This is a genomic window from Nocardiopsis sp. ATB16-24 (genome assembly GCF_030271535.1).
Classification (GTDB): Bacteria; Actinomycetota; Actinomycetes; order Streptosporangiales; family Streptosporangiaceae; genus Nocardiopsis.
Genome location: NZ_JASCXJ010000034.1, coordinates 1 through 15539 on the forward strand (window position 1 = coordinate 1; position 15539 = coordinate 15539).

Genomic DNA, 15539 nt, shown 5'->3' on the forward strand with positions numbered 1-15539 from the left:
GCCGACGTCGCCGACGCCGCAGAACGAGGGATCAACCGGGTCTGTCAAGACGGCCGACTCCCCTGGTCCTTCCTGGCTCACACCGGGTTGGAGATCCATCCTTCAACCCCACACAACTAACGAAAAACTCAGTAGTAGTACTTCGTTAACTCGTGTCGGGCGGGTGCTGCTGTGCGAGTGGCTGATGACAGGTGTGGCACACGCCGGTCCAGCACAGCAGCGCCCCCTGGAACGCTTCCAGGACCTGGTACGGACTCAGATCGACGTCCCTGCTTTTGGGTCCAGTCTTCGCAGGGTCAGGAACGCTTGCGCCGCGCTGACCAGCGTGACGTGGTGGTGCCAGCCTCGCCAGGTGCGCCCCTCGTAGTGGGCCAACCCCAAACCGTGCTTGAGCTCGCGGTAGTCATGCTCGATCCGCCACCGGATCTTGGCCACCCGCACCAAGTACCGCAGCGCGGTGTCCGCGGGCAGGCTGGTCAGCCAGTAATCGGTCGGCGCGTCCTGGTGCGGTGGCCACTCGACAACCCGCGTCTGAGCGGGCAGCACCCCATCCCAGGCCCCACTGCCACCCGCACCGGCCAGGGCTTCCCAACCCCGGGACAGGCCTCCGCTTCGGGGCCGGTAGCGCCGCACCATGCCCCGGACCTGTCCTTCATACGTGACGAGCCAGGTGTGGGCGTCGGCCTCACCTTCGCGGTGCAGGGCCCACCCGGGGCCGATACGCTCGGTCATGTCCACGACGGCCCCGGGGCCGGGGGCCGGAGCGGGGGTGTCGGTGTGGCCGGGCGTGTGCAGGGTCTGGCTGGTGGGGTCGGCCCACAACGGGCCCGGGCGGGACAGCAGCCGCTCCAGCGCGGCCGCGCGGGTGGGAGCGGTGGGCAGCGCCGGGGTGTACTCGGGCGGGCGGCCGGTGTCGGGGTCGGCCGGGGCGTAGGACCACCGTTTGGCGTCCTTGCGCCACACATAGCCCAGCACTTGCATGTCGACGGGGGACTCGGCCCGGTAGGGGCTGTGCTCGACGTCGGGCCTGTCGCGGACCAGCCGCACCCGAGCGAGTTCGGCGTCGGTGTAGGGGCACAGCGGCCGGGCGTCGCGCGGGGGTCGGACCCGCCGCGTGGTGGAGGCCCGCTCGCTCAGGGCCGGCGGGGGCAGCGGTGCGGTCAGGTGTGCCCACAGCGCACACCACGGCGTCCTCCCGGGTGGGCCAGGGTCCGCCGGGCACCGGCCCGGCCGTGGTGTGCGCGGTGAACCCGCCGCCGGTGGCGGGCTGGAGCCAGCCCCAGCAGCGGCCGCGGGCGTAGACGTCCTCGCGGCCCGGCACCTTTCCTTGGTAGAGCTCCCAGCGTTCCATGTGCTGGGGAGACATCCCCCTCAGGCCGGTGTGGCGACCATGCAGCGAGGTGAGGCGCACCGGGCCTTCCAGGACCCGGGGCAGCAGTTCGCGCACCGCGGCCGCGATGTCGGTCACCGTGGTGGTCGTCTCCGGCGGACGCCCCCACTCCCGGTCATCGACCGGTGTTCCTGTTGGGTGGGGCGGGAATAGAACGCCCACCCGTTGAGGTCGTTCCAGGTGCGCAGGTCCTCCAGGTGGCCGATGTCGTGCCCGTCGACCTGGACGCGCAGGTACGGACGGTCGGTGTCGGGGTCGCCGGAGACCAGCACCGCCACACTCGGGACCGGGTCGGGGTCCGCCTGCTCCTGGGCCTTGGAGGCGGTGGGCGGCCCCAGCCACGCGGATCGTTCCTGCGGCGTGCGCCAGTGTTGGAGGAGGTGCTCCAGCACGCTCTGGCGGGTGCGGCGGTAGCGCGGGCTCAGGGGTGCGATCAATCCCAGGGAGCCCTCGGCGGTGGCGGTGGCGCAGCTCCACAGCTGCTCGGCCGTGTCCCGCCACACGAACCCGATCAGGCGCCCGTCCTGGTGCACCCGGTACATGCGGGCTGCGTCCATCGCGGCGGCGTCCGCCTGCTCGGGGCGAGCAGCTCCAGGCGTACTCCCGCCCGCGGGTCGGGCGTCGGGGCGGGCGTTTCGGGCCGGGTGCCGGGCAGGTCGGGCACCCGGCCCGCGTCCGTCGACCAGGGGCTGACCCCCTCGCTCACCTCCAGGACCCGGCCGGGAGCGGGGGGTGTGGTTTCGGAAAGCTCCTCAGTGGGGGTGCGGTTTATGGAACCGGTCTCCTGTCCGGCCTGGTCGGCGTCGGCCACCGCGCCGAACGTGCTCTCCCAGGCGGCCGCGACCGCGGCGACGTCGGCCCCGTAGGCCACGCCGAGGGCGCCCTGCACCGCCCCGGCGGCCGGAGGCGACGCCCACGAAGGCGGGAGCACGCCGCGTTCGACCCCGGCCAGGACCGGGCGCGAGCACGCGACCCCGGACCCGGCGGGCAGGTGGTCGCGTTCGCCTCAGCCGATGACGCCGCCTCCTTCGGAGGGGCGCGGTCCGGCTGTCGAGGAATCCCTTGACGGCATCGCAAGAGGGTTGAAAGGGCCCCAGAATCGGTGCATGCGGCGAATCTGGGCGTGGATACTCGCAGCCGTCACGGCGGCCTTGGTTGCGGTGCTGGGTGCCTCCCTGGTGCTGCCGGGGTTGGAGGAGGTGTCCTGGGCGGCGAGGACCAGGTCCTTCTTGCTGGCCGCCGCAGCCCTGGCCTGGCCACGCCGCACCTCCAAACCTCCGGCGCTGGCACTCTCCCCAGTGAGTGCGCTGGTGGGCAACCGCATGGGCGACAACCCCGGCACCGCGGTCCAGGTCGGCACCGTCCACGGGACGGTCACCGTGCACTCCCCACCTCGGTGGTCCCGCCGGTGCCAGGGTGGGTGGACACCGCCCTGCCCACAGATTAGGCCGATCCGCGCGAGCTGGATGCCCACCACGCTCCCACATGCACCTACGTCCAGCGGCGCATGAGCCAGGGCAAGACCCACAGGGAGATCCGGCGCTGTCTCAAACGCTGCATCACGCGTCAGCTCTTCCGAACTCTTGCCTCACAACGACCGCTTGACAAGCCCTAGAAGTATTTCACTCCTGGGACTTCTGGTGTTCAAGTTGTTTCTTTTAAAGAAATCCTTTTAAGGACCTTTGGTATCAGGATCGGTTCTAGGCAGTAGGTGCGGGTCGGTGTCTTTTGGTTTCAAGGCAAGAAGTATCGTTGTGCGTTGCTGAAGGATGGTTGCTCCAACCTGCGTAGACGGGAGAAGGTGCTGATGATGCAGGCATTCATTTCTCACTCTTGACAAAGACAAGCAAAGTTAACTAGCCTGCGAAAGCAGCATTGGCAGAACTAAGTTCTCTGTTTCGAAAGAAGGAAAATTGACTATTGTCGGAAGTGCTTCGACGGAAATCCATGATACGACCTTACCCCGAAGCGATCGGTACAATGTCAAGGTGAAATCTTCAGATGCACAAATTGATTCTTTGTGTTCTTGGCGGCTCCTTGTTGTAGAACATAAAACGAATGATGCCCGCACTCTTGTAGACGCTTTACGTCGCCACGGTCATGTTACACACCAAGCCACAACAGGAAGGGCTGCGTTAGAATCCTATGATTCGTACGACTTGGTGATTCTCGATCTAGATCTGCCCGATTTGGATGGTTTGGAAGTGTGCCGAAATATTCGAGCTACAAGCATGGTCCCGATTATTTTGGTCACAGCTCGTAGCTCCGAACTGGATCGTGTTTTGGGACTACAGGCGGGTGCTGACGACTACATGTCCAAGCCCTGTCATCTGCATGAACTCATTGCACGCATAAATGCTATCATGCGCAGAGTTCATCCTATGATTCCAGACTCTCCGGTTATTACTCACGGACCACTAGAGATCAATATTTCTTCTCGTCAAGTTTCTCTTAACGGAGAATCTATCAAACTTACCCCGAAGGAATTTGACCTACTCAAGATACTGGCATCGCAGCCAGGGAAGGTAGCGTCAAGAAAGCAACTCATGAATCAGGTGTGGGGTGACTCCTGGTCTCGTCGAACTATTGACACGCACGTGAGTAGTCTGCGAAAGAAACTTGAAGACAGTAGTTGGATTACTACGGTTCGTGGCGTCGGATTTCAATTTCGATCCTTTTGATTTATCTCTTTGCATATCACAACCAAGGGAAAGTGGCTTAAATACACTAGGACAACCCTTCATTGCTTAGCTTTTGAGTTTGTGGAATGCTAGGTACACATAGGGTCAACTGTTGATTGCCTCAGCAGTCGTGCTCAAGGGGTTTATTTATAAACTTTCTGAAATAAATGCTTGAAGAATAGGTTGGGTCTACAGTGCTTAATCAAAATTTCCAAAAACGATTCATTGAGCTTATCCGCTTCGGAGACAGCCCCTTCGCCTAAGCCCGTACCGGTCGGTGGCCAGGTTGTGTGCCTACCTCATCCGCCACAACCTGGCCGGGAGCCCTCTTCAGTCTCAGCCAGAACACCGTGAGTTGGCTCTGGAACCTGTGGCGTCCGGTGATTGGCCGCCCCTTGGAAGCCTTCGCGCCTGCATCCGAGCAGGCAGTGAGAGGTCTCACCGTTAACCTCTAGGTTGTCGCCATCAGGACAATGATAAACATCACGATAGGAGTCGATCCTGTGCCCGGTACCCGCCATGACACCTACACCCACGCTTACGCCGTCGGGCGGTCTGGCTGCTCTGACCTTGCTCTGGATGGACTTTGGGGAACCGGGTCCAAGTGGTGCGCGTGGACGTCCATCCATATTTGTGGATTTCCACATACAGATCATGGCCATCGCTCATACGCCTATGATCAATAGGTGCTAAATAAATATGAATAAACCTTCGGGTGCTAGAGTGATCGGCTCATTTCAATAAATGAACTTGCTGAATCTAGCTAGGTGAAATGGGGAATAAAAATGCCGCCCTGCCAAATTAGTGGCGGGGCAGCTTCGTTTTTTGGAGTCAATGGCAGTACGGTCGGCGAGATCTGGCCTCACGCAATACATCCGCCCACCAGACAAGCTGATTGAGGAGTGTGTTGGCTGCTGTCTCAGCACCTTCGGGAGCCGCACCGGCGTCGAAGTCGTTCCAAGCGTTGTGGAAGCTGAGGGTCTCGCGCACTGTCATCGCGTGCATCTCAGCGAATACTTGACGGAGGTGTTCAGACGCACGTATACCACCGCCTACACCTCCGTAGGAGACCAAGCCGATGGGTTTGGCCACCCACTCCCGCCGATACCAGTCGATAAGATTCTTTAGTGAGGCGGGATAGGAGTGATTGTACTCAGGCGTGATCACGACAAATGCGTCTGCAGCTTGCAAACGTTCGGAAAGTCTGGCGACAACCGTGCGAGCGGGCTCGGGTGGCTCTTCCCCCCAGTTTGGGAGAGTAAGCGGAAGTGTGTGATCGATTAAGTCAATGATATCGACCTTGAGATCGGTACGGTTCGCTGCCTGTCCCGCGAACCAATTGCCTACCCTTGAGCCAAACCTGCCGCTTCGGACACTGCCAATAATTATTGACAATGACAGTGGCGAGCTGATCATATACTGCTTTCCCTTTCGGGTGTGAATAGGTAGTAAGTTTCTAATTTAAGAAGGTTGTTTAATGGGTGTAGGGACGTTTATTTCGCGCCTCGCGCAGCGATTCGGCCCACCAAAGCAACTGGTCGAACATCGTCTTGGCTGCTGCGTGGGAGCCAACGCTGTCACGTGGCTCTCCACTCTCGTCGAACTCCTCCCAAACATTAGGGAAGCTGACTCCGTCACGTAAAGTGACAGCATGCAGTTCGGAGAAGACCAGACGAAACTGTTCTACTGCGCGCAATCCACCGGAACGACCTCCGTAGGAGACGAAGCTGACCGGCTTGGCGTACCATTCAGTGGTGTGCCAGTCGACAGCCGACTTGAGTACTGCTGGAAAACTGTGGTTGTACTCGGCGCAAAGCACAACAAAAGCGTCTGCAGCAGCGAGTCTAGGACCGATTCGCTCCAGCTTCCGAACCGTGTCGGGAGAGGGTGACTGCGTGATCAGCACGGGAAGGGGATCCTCCGCCACATCGATGATGTCCACATCGAACTGCCCGTGACTGACTGCCTCATGTTTGACCCATCTCGCGACCGCAGGACCGGTCCTACTTTCTGGAGCGCTCCCGGTAAGAACAGCGAGGCGGAGGGGTGCGTCCGACATTTCCAGCCTTTCCGTAGAATTAGTAAAATTCAGTGCAACTCCCCTCCTCGGAGAAGATGCCTTCGAATTTTCGCGGAGGGGAAAGACGAACCGCTTCTATTATCTCCTGGGTGTTTGTTACTGAACAAGTCCACCAGTTCAGCTCTCAGTCACGTTCTGTCAAGCAGTCGTGTACACATCACTTCTCGGGTGAGGAGATACGGGCCAAGAGGAGCACCACCGTCAGGAGTGCTCCGAAGGTAGCTGCAGCAAGGAAACCGGTCGTGCTGGACGTTGCACCGATCAGCGGCCCCAGGAGCAAGGGGGAAAGGAACTGTCCTCCGAAGATCACAGTCCCCGCCAACGAGACGGCTTGACCACGCAGTTCTGTCGGGGCCCGGTCGTTGATCAGCACGGTCAGCGTCGGCAGGGACAGGCCTTGTCCCACCCCTAGCAGAGCCGGCCCGGCAAGCAGAATCCAGGGGTGATCCACCGTCCCCAGAACCAGGAACGCCCCTGTCCATGCCAGAGCCGCCAGGCGAAGCAGCGCACCATGGCTCATCTTCGACCGCAGACCGGCATAGAACAGGCCGACCAGGGAACCGACTGCAGCGGTGATCACCACAGAGTAGAGCGCTACCACGACCGGCTGGTGGACGCCCAGGTCCGCCAGACGCTGGGGAAGGAAGACCACCGTCGCGTAGAGGAAGACCGACGCTGCTGCTTGCAGCCCGTAGAAGCCCACCAGAGTGGGGCTCTTCCGAAAGAGTGCTGCCGGACCGCCTTGTCCTCGTTCGACCACGGGGGAAGGAGTTCGTGGCAAGGTCCACAGCGCTACCACTCCCAGCGGCAGGCCGAGCAAGTACAGAGCGAACGGCCCGTGCCAGGAGAGTCCGCCTGACAGACCACCCAACAGTGGCCACAGCAGGCCGCCAAAGCTGTTGGCCGAGGAACGCCACCCCATCACCCGATCGCGCTCGGGTCCGGAGAACATCTGCAGCATCGCCACCGTCGTACCGGCGAACACCGCCGCGGCACCCAATCCGAACACAATCCGGCTGGCGATGAGTGCTGTGTAGGTGCTGGTCATTAGTCCCGCACCACCCGCCACTCCGTAGACGAGTAGTCCGAGAGCCAAGGGCACGCGAACGCCCCACAGGTCGATGAGACGACCGATGAAAGGGCTCGTAACGGCAATGACGGCAGCGTGTGCTGTGACGACCACGCCGATGGCGGTGCCGCTGAGCCCCAGGTCTTCGCGGATCAGCTCGATGACGGGGGAGATGACCGATCCTGCCATGACCGCCAGAGTCGAGGCCAGGAGAAGGACAGTCAGCGCCCCGGTACGACGGCCCTGTGGAATGCCGACCGGCGTGGGTTGCGAGGAGGGGGCGTTGTCACCCGGCGCTCTCTGTGCCACGGGAAAGGACCCTCGATTCCAGGATGATGGTTAAAGGGGACATCACAACGGCCCGGGGCGCATTCTGTCTCTGCGACCCCGGGTGTTGGGTCACGGCTCAGGTGAGGGTCAGAACGACCTTGCCCCGACCGTGCCCGGTCTCGACGTCTCGGTGGGCGTCGGCGGCCTTCTCCAGGGGATAGGTCGCGCGCACCAGGATGCGCAGGCCGCCTTCGGTGTACAGGCGCACGAGGTCGGTGAGACGTTCGGCGGAGCGCTGGCTGCCGATCCAAAGCGCGCCCAGTTCTTTGGCGGCCTCCGGGGAGGCGATCGTGCCCACACGATCGGCGTCCTGGACGAGGTCCAAAGCGGCCTTCAGGCCCGCCGCGTTCGCTGCGTCCATGGCGGCGTCCACGCCGCCCGGTGCCAGGTCACGGACTCGATCGGCCAGTCCTTCGCCATAGGTGACCGGGATGGCTCCCAGTGACCGCAGGTAGTCGTGATTGGCCTCACTCGCGGTGCCGATGACGGTGGCTCCGCAGCGGCGCGCCAGCTGAACGGCGACCGTGCCCACGCCGCCCGCCGCACCGTTGATCAAGAAGGTTTCGCCGGCCCTGACTCTTAGTGCCCCGACAGCGGTATGGGCCGCCTGTCCTGCGCCGGAAAGGCCGCCGGCGACCTCCCAGGGCATGGATTCGGGTTTGGCGACGAGCTGGTCCGCGGGAACGACCGTGTACTGGGCGTAAGTCCCCTGAGTTCGAAATCCCAGGACCGGAGCACCCACGTGGAAGGCGGTCACACCCCTGCCTACCGCGTCGACGGTCCCGGCGAACTCTCCACCGGTGACGTGGGGGAACACGATCTCCAGCCCCGGCGGTCTGCGGTGTCCGGAGCGGATGGCGCAATCGATGGGTTGCACTCCTGCGGCGAGCACCCGCACCCGGACTTCTCCAGGGCCGGGTTCAGGTAGGGGAAGCTCCGTTTCCCTGAGCACTTCGGGTTTCCCGAATTCGTGGAAAGCCGCTGCTTTCATGGGTTGTCCGTTCCAAGTAGTGGGTGGTCCTCCACCGGGATCGCAGTGGAGGACCCTCGCTGACACTCTGAAACCTCAAGTTAGCTTGAGGTCAAGTGCTTTGGCGGAATTTTTTGCATCCCCCGCATATGCCCTGGTCGCATGACATGCCTCTGCGTGTGATGTAAGTCTCAAGGGCTGGGTTTGGGGGTGTGGTTACCGCTCAGCTCCGTCATGTTGGAGCTCGCGGTGCCGCACGAGCCAGCGATCATCGGACTGGACAAGTTCGTCTCGGCACACGACACTCGCGAAAATGTCGAGAGGCCCACCTCTCCCGGTCCGCATCGCCAACGCGTAGACGCGTGTGTGCAGAGTTCCGTCGGGCTGGGGCCGGATGTCGAGCATGGCGAGCCAGTGGCGGAAGTCGATTTGTTCGGCCTCCAGTCGCTCGGCTCGTACCCGACAGGAGGCGGCAATGGCCTCGCGTCCGCGCAGCGGGGCCATTCTGCTGGCCTCCTCAAAGACCGCATCCTCGGTGAACGTGGAGGCCCATTCCTCAGGCAAACGGTCGTCGATCAACCCCATCTGCCGGGCGTAGAACTGCTGTACTTGAGTGTAAAGCTCAGCGGACACGAAGCTGTCAGTGAGCATGGAGTGGGTTGTGGGAGCGTTCATCAGCAGATTCCTCCAGGAATGTGCACGGTCGATCAGTACGAGACGGTTGTCGTACTTAACGTTACGGGCTGCGCTGAGTCGGGGTAGCACCGGGCAGGACTAAACTGTTGCGTAGCGGGGTCCAGAGACCACAGTTCGATACCGGGGTTTTCGAATCCGGTTCCAGCCGGAGAGGAAGTAAGTTCTCCGGTGCTCGGAGCCGTTACCGCCGCGATGATGGTGGGAAGCTCGAAGCTCTCTCCTCCGTAGAAGGGACCACTTGCAGTGAGGTCGACGCGCTCGCCGGTCACTTCGACGGACTGGACAGAGCCCTCCAGGTCTCTTCCACCCGATAATTCGACGCTGACTAGCTCCGTGTCAGAGGGCAAGAGGACGGAGACGGTCACGTCACGGACCTCCTGCTGGTACTCGTGGTTGAGGAAAAAGGCTTCTGGGGTGAACGAAAGGCTGAACGTACTTCCTGGTGCTACTTCATCGGGTGCGCTGACCTCCCATGTGCGTGTGCTCTCATAGGAGAGTCTTTCTCCGTCACGAGAGGCTTCGCAGAGATAAAGGACAGAGGTAGATGCGGCCTCTGCTGTGCTAGCCAAAAGCAGAGGAGATGCCAGGGCCGTGCACGCGAGTACTGTTATGCGAGATGCCCAGCGGTTCATCAGGGATATCATGGTTTATCTCTTTAATGAAATAGAAAGCGGAAAGGGTAGCACGATTGGGATTACCAAAGGAGACCGCCATTGACCTCCAAAACAGCACCGTTGACGTAGGAGCTTTCGTCCCCGGCCAGGAACAAGGCGGCCGAAGCGACCTCTTCTCCCTGCCCCATTCGTTTCGAGGCGAGTTTCGGACGGTACTTTTCCCACACAGCGGTATTGCCACGTAGGTGGACGCCCATGCCCTCATCGATGAAGCCTGGCGCGAGGCAGTTAACGGTGGTGTTCTGGGACGCAAGCTCCAAAGCAAGGATCCTGGTGAAAGCTTCTACTGCTGCCTTACTTGCGCCATATGCAGACGCACCTGGGGCATATCGACTGCCCAGCACTGAAGACATAGTAATCAGACGACCAGAGTCGCTCGCTGAAAGATAAGGGATCGCTGCCTGGGCACAGTGGAAAACACCCGTGGCGTTAGTATTCAGGACTTCATTCCAGTGCTCAGGAGAGAGGTTGTCGACAGTTCCAGGACGGCTGACCCCGGCGTTGGCCACGACGATATCCAAGGATCCCCAGCGGTCGACGGCCACATCCATGAGATGTCGTACGGAGTCCGAGTCGCACACGTCCACGCTGTGGAAGAAGGCCTCGGCTCCACAAACATCCTTAGGGATCGACCAGTTTCCCGGAGTCCGCGAAGCCACGACCACTCGCGCGCCCTCGCGCAGAAAGGTGTCCGCGATCGCTCGCCCGAGTCCGCGGGTGCCACCGGTGACAACAGCTGTTCTGCCTTCGAGCCTCATACGGAAGCCACCTCCTCCGGTCCCTTGGAAACGCGTTCCATAGCTGTGGCCAGTGCCTTCAGTACCGCTGATTGCAGAGTGTCACGTTCGCGGACCAGGTCAGCGTAGGAACGGTCACCGAAGGCCTCATCGGCCTGTGTGATCAGTGTTGCGATGGTCTCTTTGTCCATGGACGGTGATCCCAGGAGTTCCCATCCACGATCGAGATTGGCGCCCAAGGTAGCGAGCCACGCGCGTAGACCACCGGGACCGCCACCGAGATGAAAGGCTCGGAAAGGGCCGATCGTCGCCCACCTAAGTCCGATGGAGTGGGTGACAATATCGTCGAGTTCGGCGACGGTCACCACGCCTTCGCGCACCAGGTGCACGCTCTCACGCAGAAGAGCGGACTGCAATCGATTAGCTGCGAACGCAACAATCGGCTTACGGAGGACAATGGGGACCCGACCGACCGAGCGATAGAAATCTACCGCACGGTTGAGTGATTCAGGTTTGGTTTTCTCACCCGCCAAGATCTCAACCAAAGGTACAACGTGTGGTGGGTTGAAGGGATGTCCAACCAAGAGATTGGACCGGTCACGCATTCGCTCTCCCAGCATGTCGGGGTCAAACGTGGACGTAGAGGACAGCAATAGTGCCTCAGGAGGTGCGGCCTCACTAATGCGGGCGAACAATTCCTGTTTGAGTTCCAGCTGCTCGGGAGCATTCTCGACGATGATGTCGGCACTGGCCACGGCTTTTTCGATGTCAGGTTCAAAGGACACCAACGGCGCAAACTCGTCTGGGGCCAGAGCCCCCTCGGATAGGTGAGATGCGAACAGTTCCACCCCTTCACGGACGAGTTCGGGCGCGTTCTCCCGCCTGCTGTTCACAGTCACACTCAATCCGTGGCCAAGGAACAGGGTAATCCAGCCGAGCCCGATGGTGCCAGCTCCGATGACCGTGACCTTCGGGGTACGAGTTTTGTTCTGTAGGTTCATATCTGACTGCCCCTCATACATGGTGAAGTTTTGGAATAACGTCCTCGGCCATCAACCGCATGGTGGTGGCAGCGTCCTCGAAAGAGAGGTGGCCAGAGTGCACTCCCAGGCTGATGACGATGTCATCGCCGAACCAAGCGGCGATGTTCTCCAGTTGCCCGCGTACCTGATCGGGGCTCCCTATTAGGATCTTGCCCGCCGTCAGCTTGTCTTCGAATCGGGAGGTACGGGTGGCCTCGAAGAGCTTTTCGTATCCGGGGTAGGCGCTGCTAGTGGTTCTTCCCCAAGAGGCCACGGCAGCATGGATCGCTTCGGTGTTGCGATCGTCGTCAAATCTTCCTTTGCCTCGCGCAGCTACCGGATCGGGGTCGACGACACACGGGTAGCTGAAATGGATTTGACCGGTATCCGGAGCGTATCCCGCTGCGGCTCTCTCTGACCGGAAGAGGCTCAGTCGGTTCTGCAGCTCTTCCGTGGACATCACGTTGGGTACTGTCTGCAAGTGGTGTCCTTTGCGCCCCGCCGCAGCGCAGGACTCTGCGCTGCGAGCGGTGGTAACAAAGATCGGCGGATGGGGTTCTTGGACGGGGCGCGGCAGGAGCGTGACCGGGCCGAAACGGTGGAACTGTCCTTCGAAGACCACGTCCTCCTCCGACCACAACCGTTTAAGGGCTTCCACCCCTTCGTCGAAGCGGACCTGGCTCTCATCTAGGGGGATCTCGAACGCTTCGAACTCATCTGGCAGGAAAGCCCTACCAAGGGCGGCGTCGACGCGTCCACGGGAGATATTGTCGAGCATCGCGAACTTGCCTGCGAGCTTGACTGGGTGCTGAAAAGCAGGGATGGTCGCGCTGGTCCCCAGGCGGATGTGGTGTGTGCGGCCCGCAGCAGCTGACAGAAACGTGAGTGGATCTGGACTGTAACCTCCATAAGGGAAAAAGTAGTGTTCTACCATTTTCACGTGGAGGAAGCCGAGCTCTTCAGCGAGATCGACCAGCCGCAGGCATTCATCGAAATACTGTACTGAAGCTTTGTCGTTGGGGCCGACTGTCGGGAAGAAGACGATTCCGAATTTCATCTTACTCCTTAGTTTAGGGGGCAGGGGTAGATATGCGTGGGAAGGATGGGCGGTGAGAGTTGCCCAAGTTAGGAACGGGTGGACTCGGCGATCAGGTATCGGCCGTAGTCGATTCCCAAATCCTCAAAACGCAACGCGACATGGCTGGCCAGTCCGTGGATGTCGCGCCATACGCGTTGCAAGGGGAGAGATGGGGATTGTTCGGCACTGCCAACACCCCTGTAGATCTGTTCAACCACGTCCACCAAGCGCCGTACAGCCAAGGCGCAGTCAACAGGATTACGTAGACTCGGATCAGTCGAACTAGCCTCGGTATCGGCGCTGAGCGCCGCGCGGTCGAGCAGGAGCGCGGCAGCGTCGATAGTGGTTGCCAAACGCGCAGTAGTGAGCGGCGTAGCGGTATCAGTTTCCTCAATCCCGGCGTTGGCACGAGTAATCCACAGAGCAAAAGCGGCCCGAGCCGCGCCCAGCGCGGGAGCGGCAAATAAAGGGCCGCTGATCGCGCGCAATGGCACTGTGTGGCATCGAGCAGTGGATTCACGGCTGCGTCCGTGCAGCATGTCATCGCGAGGAAATCCCCGGTGAGCAGGAACGCGAACGTTCTCGGCGACGAGGGTGTTACTTCCAGTTCCCCGCATTCCGACCGAGTCCCATGTGTTGAGAACCGTGTAGTCGGACCTCGGTAGAGCGAAGAACCACAGAGGTGCCTCCGCGTCCTCCAGTACACGAGCACAGACTAAGGACCAATCAGAGAAGTCCACAGCACTTGTGAAACCCCAGGACCCTGATAAACGCCATCCTTCGTTGGTGCGGCGAGCTGTTCCTCGGGGGATGAGCGCTCCGGCGACAACAGTGTCCGGTCCCTGTTCCCACAGTTCCCCCTGCCCGTCCAGCGGCAGATAGGTGCCCATGCGTGAGGCGCCGGCGACCACGGAGGCGCACCAAGCGGCCGAGGTGCATGCCTCCGCAACCATCGAGACCGCCTCCGTCAGATCGGTGCAAGTGCCTGAGGCCCCTCCCCATCGCTCGGGAACGAAGTGGCGGGCGAAGCCTGCCTCGACGACCGCCTCGGTTACTGGTGGTGAGAGCCTTCTCTCGCGGTCCGCCTCCGCCGCGTATCCGGCGGCGGCCGCGATGAGCTCGTCCACCTGGGTGTGCAACTGGTGCCGGACACGGGCTGGCAACGACATGGATTCCTCCCTGAATCTCGGATGTGGACTGGAAAGGGGTCGGGCCGGCATCAGGCTTGGCAACGGGGCAGTCGGCCGTGAAACTCGACCATCTCCTCGAACAGCGTTTCGACATCGAGTGAGTGTCCTGGCGCGTCTCCAAGCAGTTCGGAGTAGGCACGGTGGAGGTTAGGGACCAGACGCTCTCCGTCGAGAAGGTCGCTGTACACGCCAAGGTCTGCAGAACGGGCAGCTTCCAGAGGGGACTGTCCGGCTTTCATCCCCTCGGCCGCGAGCCGTTGAACCCTCCTCAGGTATCCGGCGGTCTCGTCAAGTACTTGGGGGCCGGAAATGGGGCCGTGCCCCGTCACGACGACGGCCGGGTCAAGGTCGCGGAGCAGTTCGAGGACTGCGATGGATCCCGATATCGAACCTGTGAGGCAGAAAGGTGCGACACCCGACATCGCCACGTCCCCAGTGAATAGGACCCGCTGCTCAGGCAGCCATACGACGGTGTCGTTCGTCGTATGGGCCACGCCCAGGTGGAGGAGTTCCACGTGTATTCCGCCCACGTGGAGAGTCATACGATCGGGAAAGGTAATCATAGGAAGCTGAACTCCCACAGCGCCCCAGGCAACGTCCGGCCATAGGCCTGTCAGATGCAGGCCAGCCGCGTCCATTTCTGACCTGGTCGCCTCGTGGGAGATGATCACGGCATCGGCAGCGAAGAAGCGGTTGCCGAAGGTGTGGTCTCCGTGCGGATGCGTGTTCACCAGATAACGGGGAGCAGTGGACGAGACCTGACCGATAGCTTCTCGCAAGGCGAGCGCACGTGCCTCGGTCGCCGCCGTGTCCACCAGCGCACATTCCCTGCCTCCCACGATGAGGCCCGCGTTGTTGAGGCACCACCCGCCATCAGGCTGAACGTAGGCGAAAACTCCATCGGCTACTTCGTGTAGTCGGGCACCAGAGTCGGGCGGAGTCACGGGGGACGCTGGTCTCATGGGGTGCTCCTACTCGGTCCACTCAGAGAAATCGCGTGTGCGTTCGCTTACGCACCGGAGGCAACCACCATCTTTAGTGAGGGTGTTCTGCCGTTCAAGGAGTTCCGGGTCAGGTGCCGGTGAGCGCATGCAAAGGATGTGCGGCCATGTCATGTGTTCATCAGATATAAGTTAGAGCAGTGTCAATATGGCACGAATTGATGCCATGACCAACGGGAATCTTCTGGATGCCTGGAGCATCCTTGTCAGGAAAACACAGGATCCGGTGCCATCGCCCTAGGTTTCTTCAAGTAACTGCCTTCCTGGGGTGATGTAGAGGAAGGCTTGAAATCATGGCATATCTCTGACTTTTCCTTATCGGTCTCCTAACTATCTTTTCATCACTTTGCAGATCCTGACATACTTATGCTCTAGGGCGTCTTGTCATTGGGGTGAGAAGTCGAAATTATTGGACCTAGAGCGGCAAAACGTCCCATGCAAAGAACGAACGTTAAGCGCAAAGTAGCTATCCGGTTAGGAAGGAAGGGGGTCTACGTGCGTAAAGTTCTGATCGCCAACCGCGGCGAAATCGCCGTGCGCATCGCCCGGGCCTGCCGCGACGCCGGGCTCGCCAGCGTCGCCGTCTACGCCGAACCCGACCTGCACGCCCTGCACGTCAAG

16 protein-coding genes and 1 pseudogene are annotated in these 15539 nt (G+C 61.0%); 3 read left to right on the forward strand and 14 right to left on the reverse strand.

From position 1 onward, the window contains the following. Window positions 1-255: 255 nt before the first annotated feature. The 3 genes and pseudogenes from PFX91_RS22770 to PFX91_RS22780 form a co-directional block, all read right to left on the reverse strand. Window positions 256-558, reverse strand: a pseudogene (locus tag PFX91_RS22770) (IS701 family transposase); the annotation flags it as partial. 906 nt (window positions 559-1464) lie between these two features. After that, window positions 1465-1947 carry a hypothetical protein gene (locus tag PFX91_RS22775; protein WP_285735147.1) on the reverse strand — a complete coding sequence of 161 codons (483 nt, stop codon included), beginning with the start codon at window positions 1945-1947 and terminating at the stop codon, window positions 1465-1467. Next, window positions 1902-2321, reverse strand: coding sequence for a hypothetical protein (locus PFX91_RS22780; RefSeq protein ID WP_285735149.1), 420 nt, complete (start codon window positions 2319-2321; stop codon window positions 1902-1904). Before PFX91_RS22780 ends, PFX91_RS22775 begins: the two co-directional genes overlap by 46 nt. A gap of 175 nt (window positions 2322-2496) precedes the next feature. Here PFX91_RS22780 and PFX91_RS22785 point away from each other — a divergent pair, with 175 nt between their 5' ends. Both PFX91_RS22785 and PFX91_RS22790 read left to right on the forward strand, forming a co-directional pair. Further along, window positions 2497-2901, forward strand: coding sequence for a hypothetical protein (locus tag PFX91_RS22785; RefSeq protein ID WP_285735151.1), 405 nt, complete (start codon window positions 2497-2499; stop codon window positions 2899-2901). 477 nt (window positions 2902-3378) lie between these two features. Further along, window positions 3379-4071 (forward strand): response regulator transcription factor, encoded by a 693-nt coding sequence (locus tag PFX91_RS22790; RefSeq protein WP_285735153.1) that lies wholly within the window; start codon window positions 3379-3381, stop codon window positions 4069-4071. A gap of 831 nt (window positions 4072-4902) precedes the next feature. On the opposite strand, the gene PFX91_RS22795 is transcribed toward PFX91_RS22790, so the two are convergent. From PFX91_RS22795 to PFX91_RS22845, 11 genes are all read right to left on the reverse strand, one after another. Continuing rightward, a complete protein-coding gene (locus PFX91_RS22795) occupies window positions 4903-5487 on the reverse strand; it encodes an NADPH-dependent FMN reductase (RefSeq protein WP_285735155.1) in 585 nt (194 codons plus the stop codon). Window positions 5488-5545: 58 nt separating this feature from the next. After that, on the reverse strand, window positions 5546-6130 hold the full coding sequence (locus tag PFX91_RS22800) for an NADPH-dependent FMN reductase (protein ID WP_285735157.1): 585 nt from the start codon (window positions 6128-6130) through the stop codon (window positions 5546-5548). Between the two features lie 178 nt (window positions 6131-6308). Next, window positions 6309-7529, reverse strand: a complete 1221-nt coding sequence (locus tag PFX91_RS22805) for an MFS transporter (protein WP_502888357.1) — start codon at window positions 7527-7529, stop codon at window positions 6309-6311. 97 nt (window positions 7530-7626) lie between these two features. Continuing rightward, entirely contained in the window at window positions 7627-8541 is a 915-nt protein-coding gene (locus PFX91_RS22810) for an NADP-dependent oxidoreductase (RefSeq protein ID WP_285735158.1), read from the reverse strand. A 195-nt stretch (window positions 8542-8736) separates the two neighbouring features. Next, entirely contained in the window at window positions 8737-9195 is a 459-nt protein-coding gene (locus PFX91_RS22815) for a nuclear transport factor 2 family protein (RefSeq protein WP_285735159.1), read from the reverse strand. Window positions 9196-9227: 32 nt separating this feature from the next. After that, a complete protein-coding gene (locus PFX91_RS22820; RefSeq protein WP_285735160.1) occupies window positions 9228-9860 on the reverse strand; it encodes a hypothetical protein in 633 nt (210 codons plus the stop codon). 50 nt (window positions 9861-9910) lie between these two features. Then, window positions 9911-10648, reverse strand: a complete 738-nt coding sequence (locus PFX91_RS22825) for an SDR family NAD(P)-dependent oxidoreductase (protein WP_285735161.1) — start codon at window positions 10646-10648, stop codon at window positions 9911-9913. After that, window positions 10645-11628 carry a 3-hydroxyacyl-CoA dehydrogenase NAD-binding domain-containing protein gene (locus PFX91_RS22830; RefSeq protein ID WP_285735163.1) on the reverse strand — a complete coding sequence of 328 codons (984 nt, stop codon included), beginning with the start codon at window positions 11626-11628 and terminating at the stop codon, window positions 10645-10647. The genes PFX91_RS22825 and PFX91_RS22830 overlap by 4 nt, the downstream gene beginning before the upstream one ends. A 13-nt stretch (window positions 11629-11641) precedes the next feature. After that, window positions 11642-12706, reverse strand: coding sequence for an LLM class flavin-dependent oxidoreductase (locus tag PFX91_RS22835; protein WP_285735165.1), 1065 nt, complete (start codon window positions 12704-12706; stop codon window positions 11642-11644). A 68-nt stretch (window positions 12707-12774) separates the two neighbouring features. Further along, entirely contained in the window at window positions 12775-13896 is a 1122-nt protein-coding gene (locus PFX91_RS22840) for an acyl-CoA dehydrogenase family protein (protein WP_285735167.1), read from the reverse strand. 50 nt (window positions 13897-13946) lie between these two features. Further along, window positions 13947-14879, reverse strand: a complete 933-nt coding sequence (locus tag PFX91_RS22845) for an MBL fold metallo-hydrolase (protein ID WP_285735169.1) — start codon at window positions 14877-14879, stop codon at window positions 13947-13949. A 534-nt stretch (window positions 14880-15413) separates the two neighbouring features. Between PFX91_RS22845 and PFX91_RS22850 the strand changes: the two genes are divergently transcribed. Beyond that, window positions 15414-15539: biotin carboxylase N-terminal domain-containing protein (locus PFX91_RS22850; RefSeq protein WP_285735173.1), on the forward strand; the 126-nt coding region annotated here is incomplete at its 3' end.

Excerpts from the sequence above, each read along its gene's own strand:
- PFX91_RS22775 (WP_285735147.1), bottom strand. The coding sequence starts at position 1,947 with ATGGACGCAGCCCGCATGTACCGGGTGCACCAGGACGGGCGCCTGATC.
- PFX91_RS22785 (WP_285735151.1), top strand. The coding sequence starts at position 2,497 with ATGCGGCGAATCTGGGCGTGGATACTCGCAGCCGTCACGGCGGCCTTG.
- PFX91_RS22795 (WP_285735155.1), bottom strand. The coding sequence starts at position 5,487 with ATGATCAGCTCGCCACTGTCATTGTCAATAATTATTGGCAGTGTCCGA.
- PFX91_RS22800 (WP_285735157.1), bottom strand. The coding sequence starts at position 6,130 with ATGTCGGACGCACCCCTCCGCCTCGCTGTTCTTACCGGGAGCGCTCCA.
- PFX91_RS22810 (WP_285735158.1), bottom strand. The coding sequence starts at position 8,541 with ATGAAAGCAGCGGCTTTCCACGAATTCGGGAAACCCGAAGTGCTCAGG.
- PFX91_RS22815 (WP_285735159.1), bottom strand. The coding sequence starts at position 9,195 with ATGAACGCTCCCACAACCCACTCCATGCTCACTGACAGCTTCGTGTCC.
- PFX91_RS22820 (WP_285735160.1), bottom strand. The coding sequence starts at position 9,860 with ATGATATCCCTGATGAACCGCTGGGCATCTCGCATAACAGTACTCGCG.
- PFX91_RS22825 (WP_285735161.1), bottom strand. The coding sequence starts at position 10,648 with ATGAGGCTCGAAGGCAGAACAGCTGTTGTCACCGGTGGCACCCGCGGA.
- PFX91_RS22830 (WP_285735163.1), bottom strand. The coding sequence starts at position 11,628 with ATGAACCTACAGAACAAAACTCGTACCCCGAAGGTCACGGTCATCGGA.
- PFX91_RS22835 (WP_285735165.1), bottom strand. The coding sequence starts at position 12,706 with ATGAAATTCGGAATCGTCTTCTTCCCGACAGTCGGCCCCAACGACAAA.
- PFX91_RS22840 (WP_285735167.1), bottom strand. The coding sequence starts at position 13,896 with ATGTCGTTGCCAGCCCGTGTCCGGCACCAGTTGCACACCCAGGTGGAC.
- PFX91_RS22845 (WP_285735169.1), bottom strand. The coding sequence starts at position 14,879 with ATGAGACCAGCGTCCCCCGTGACTCCGCCCGACTCTGGTGCCCGACTA.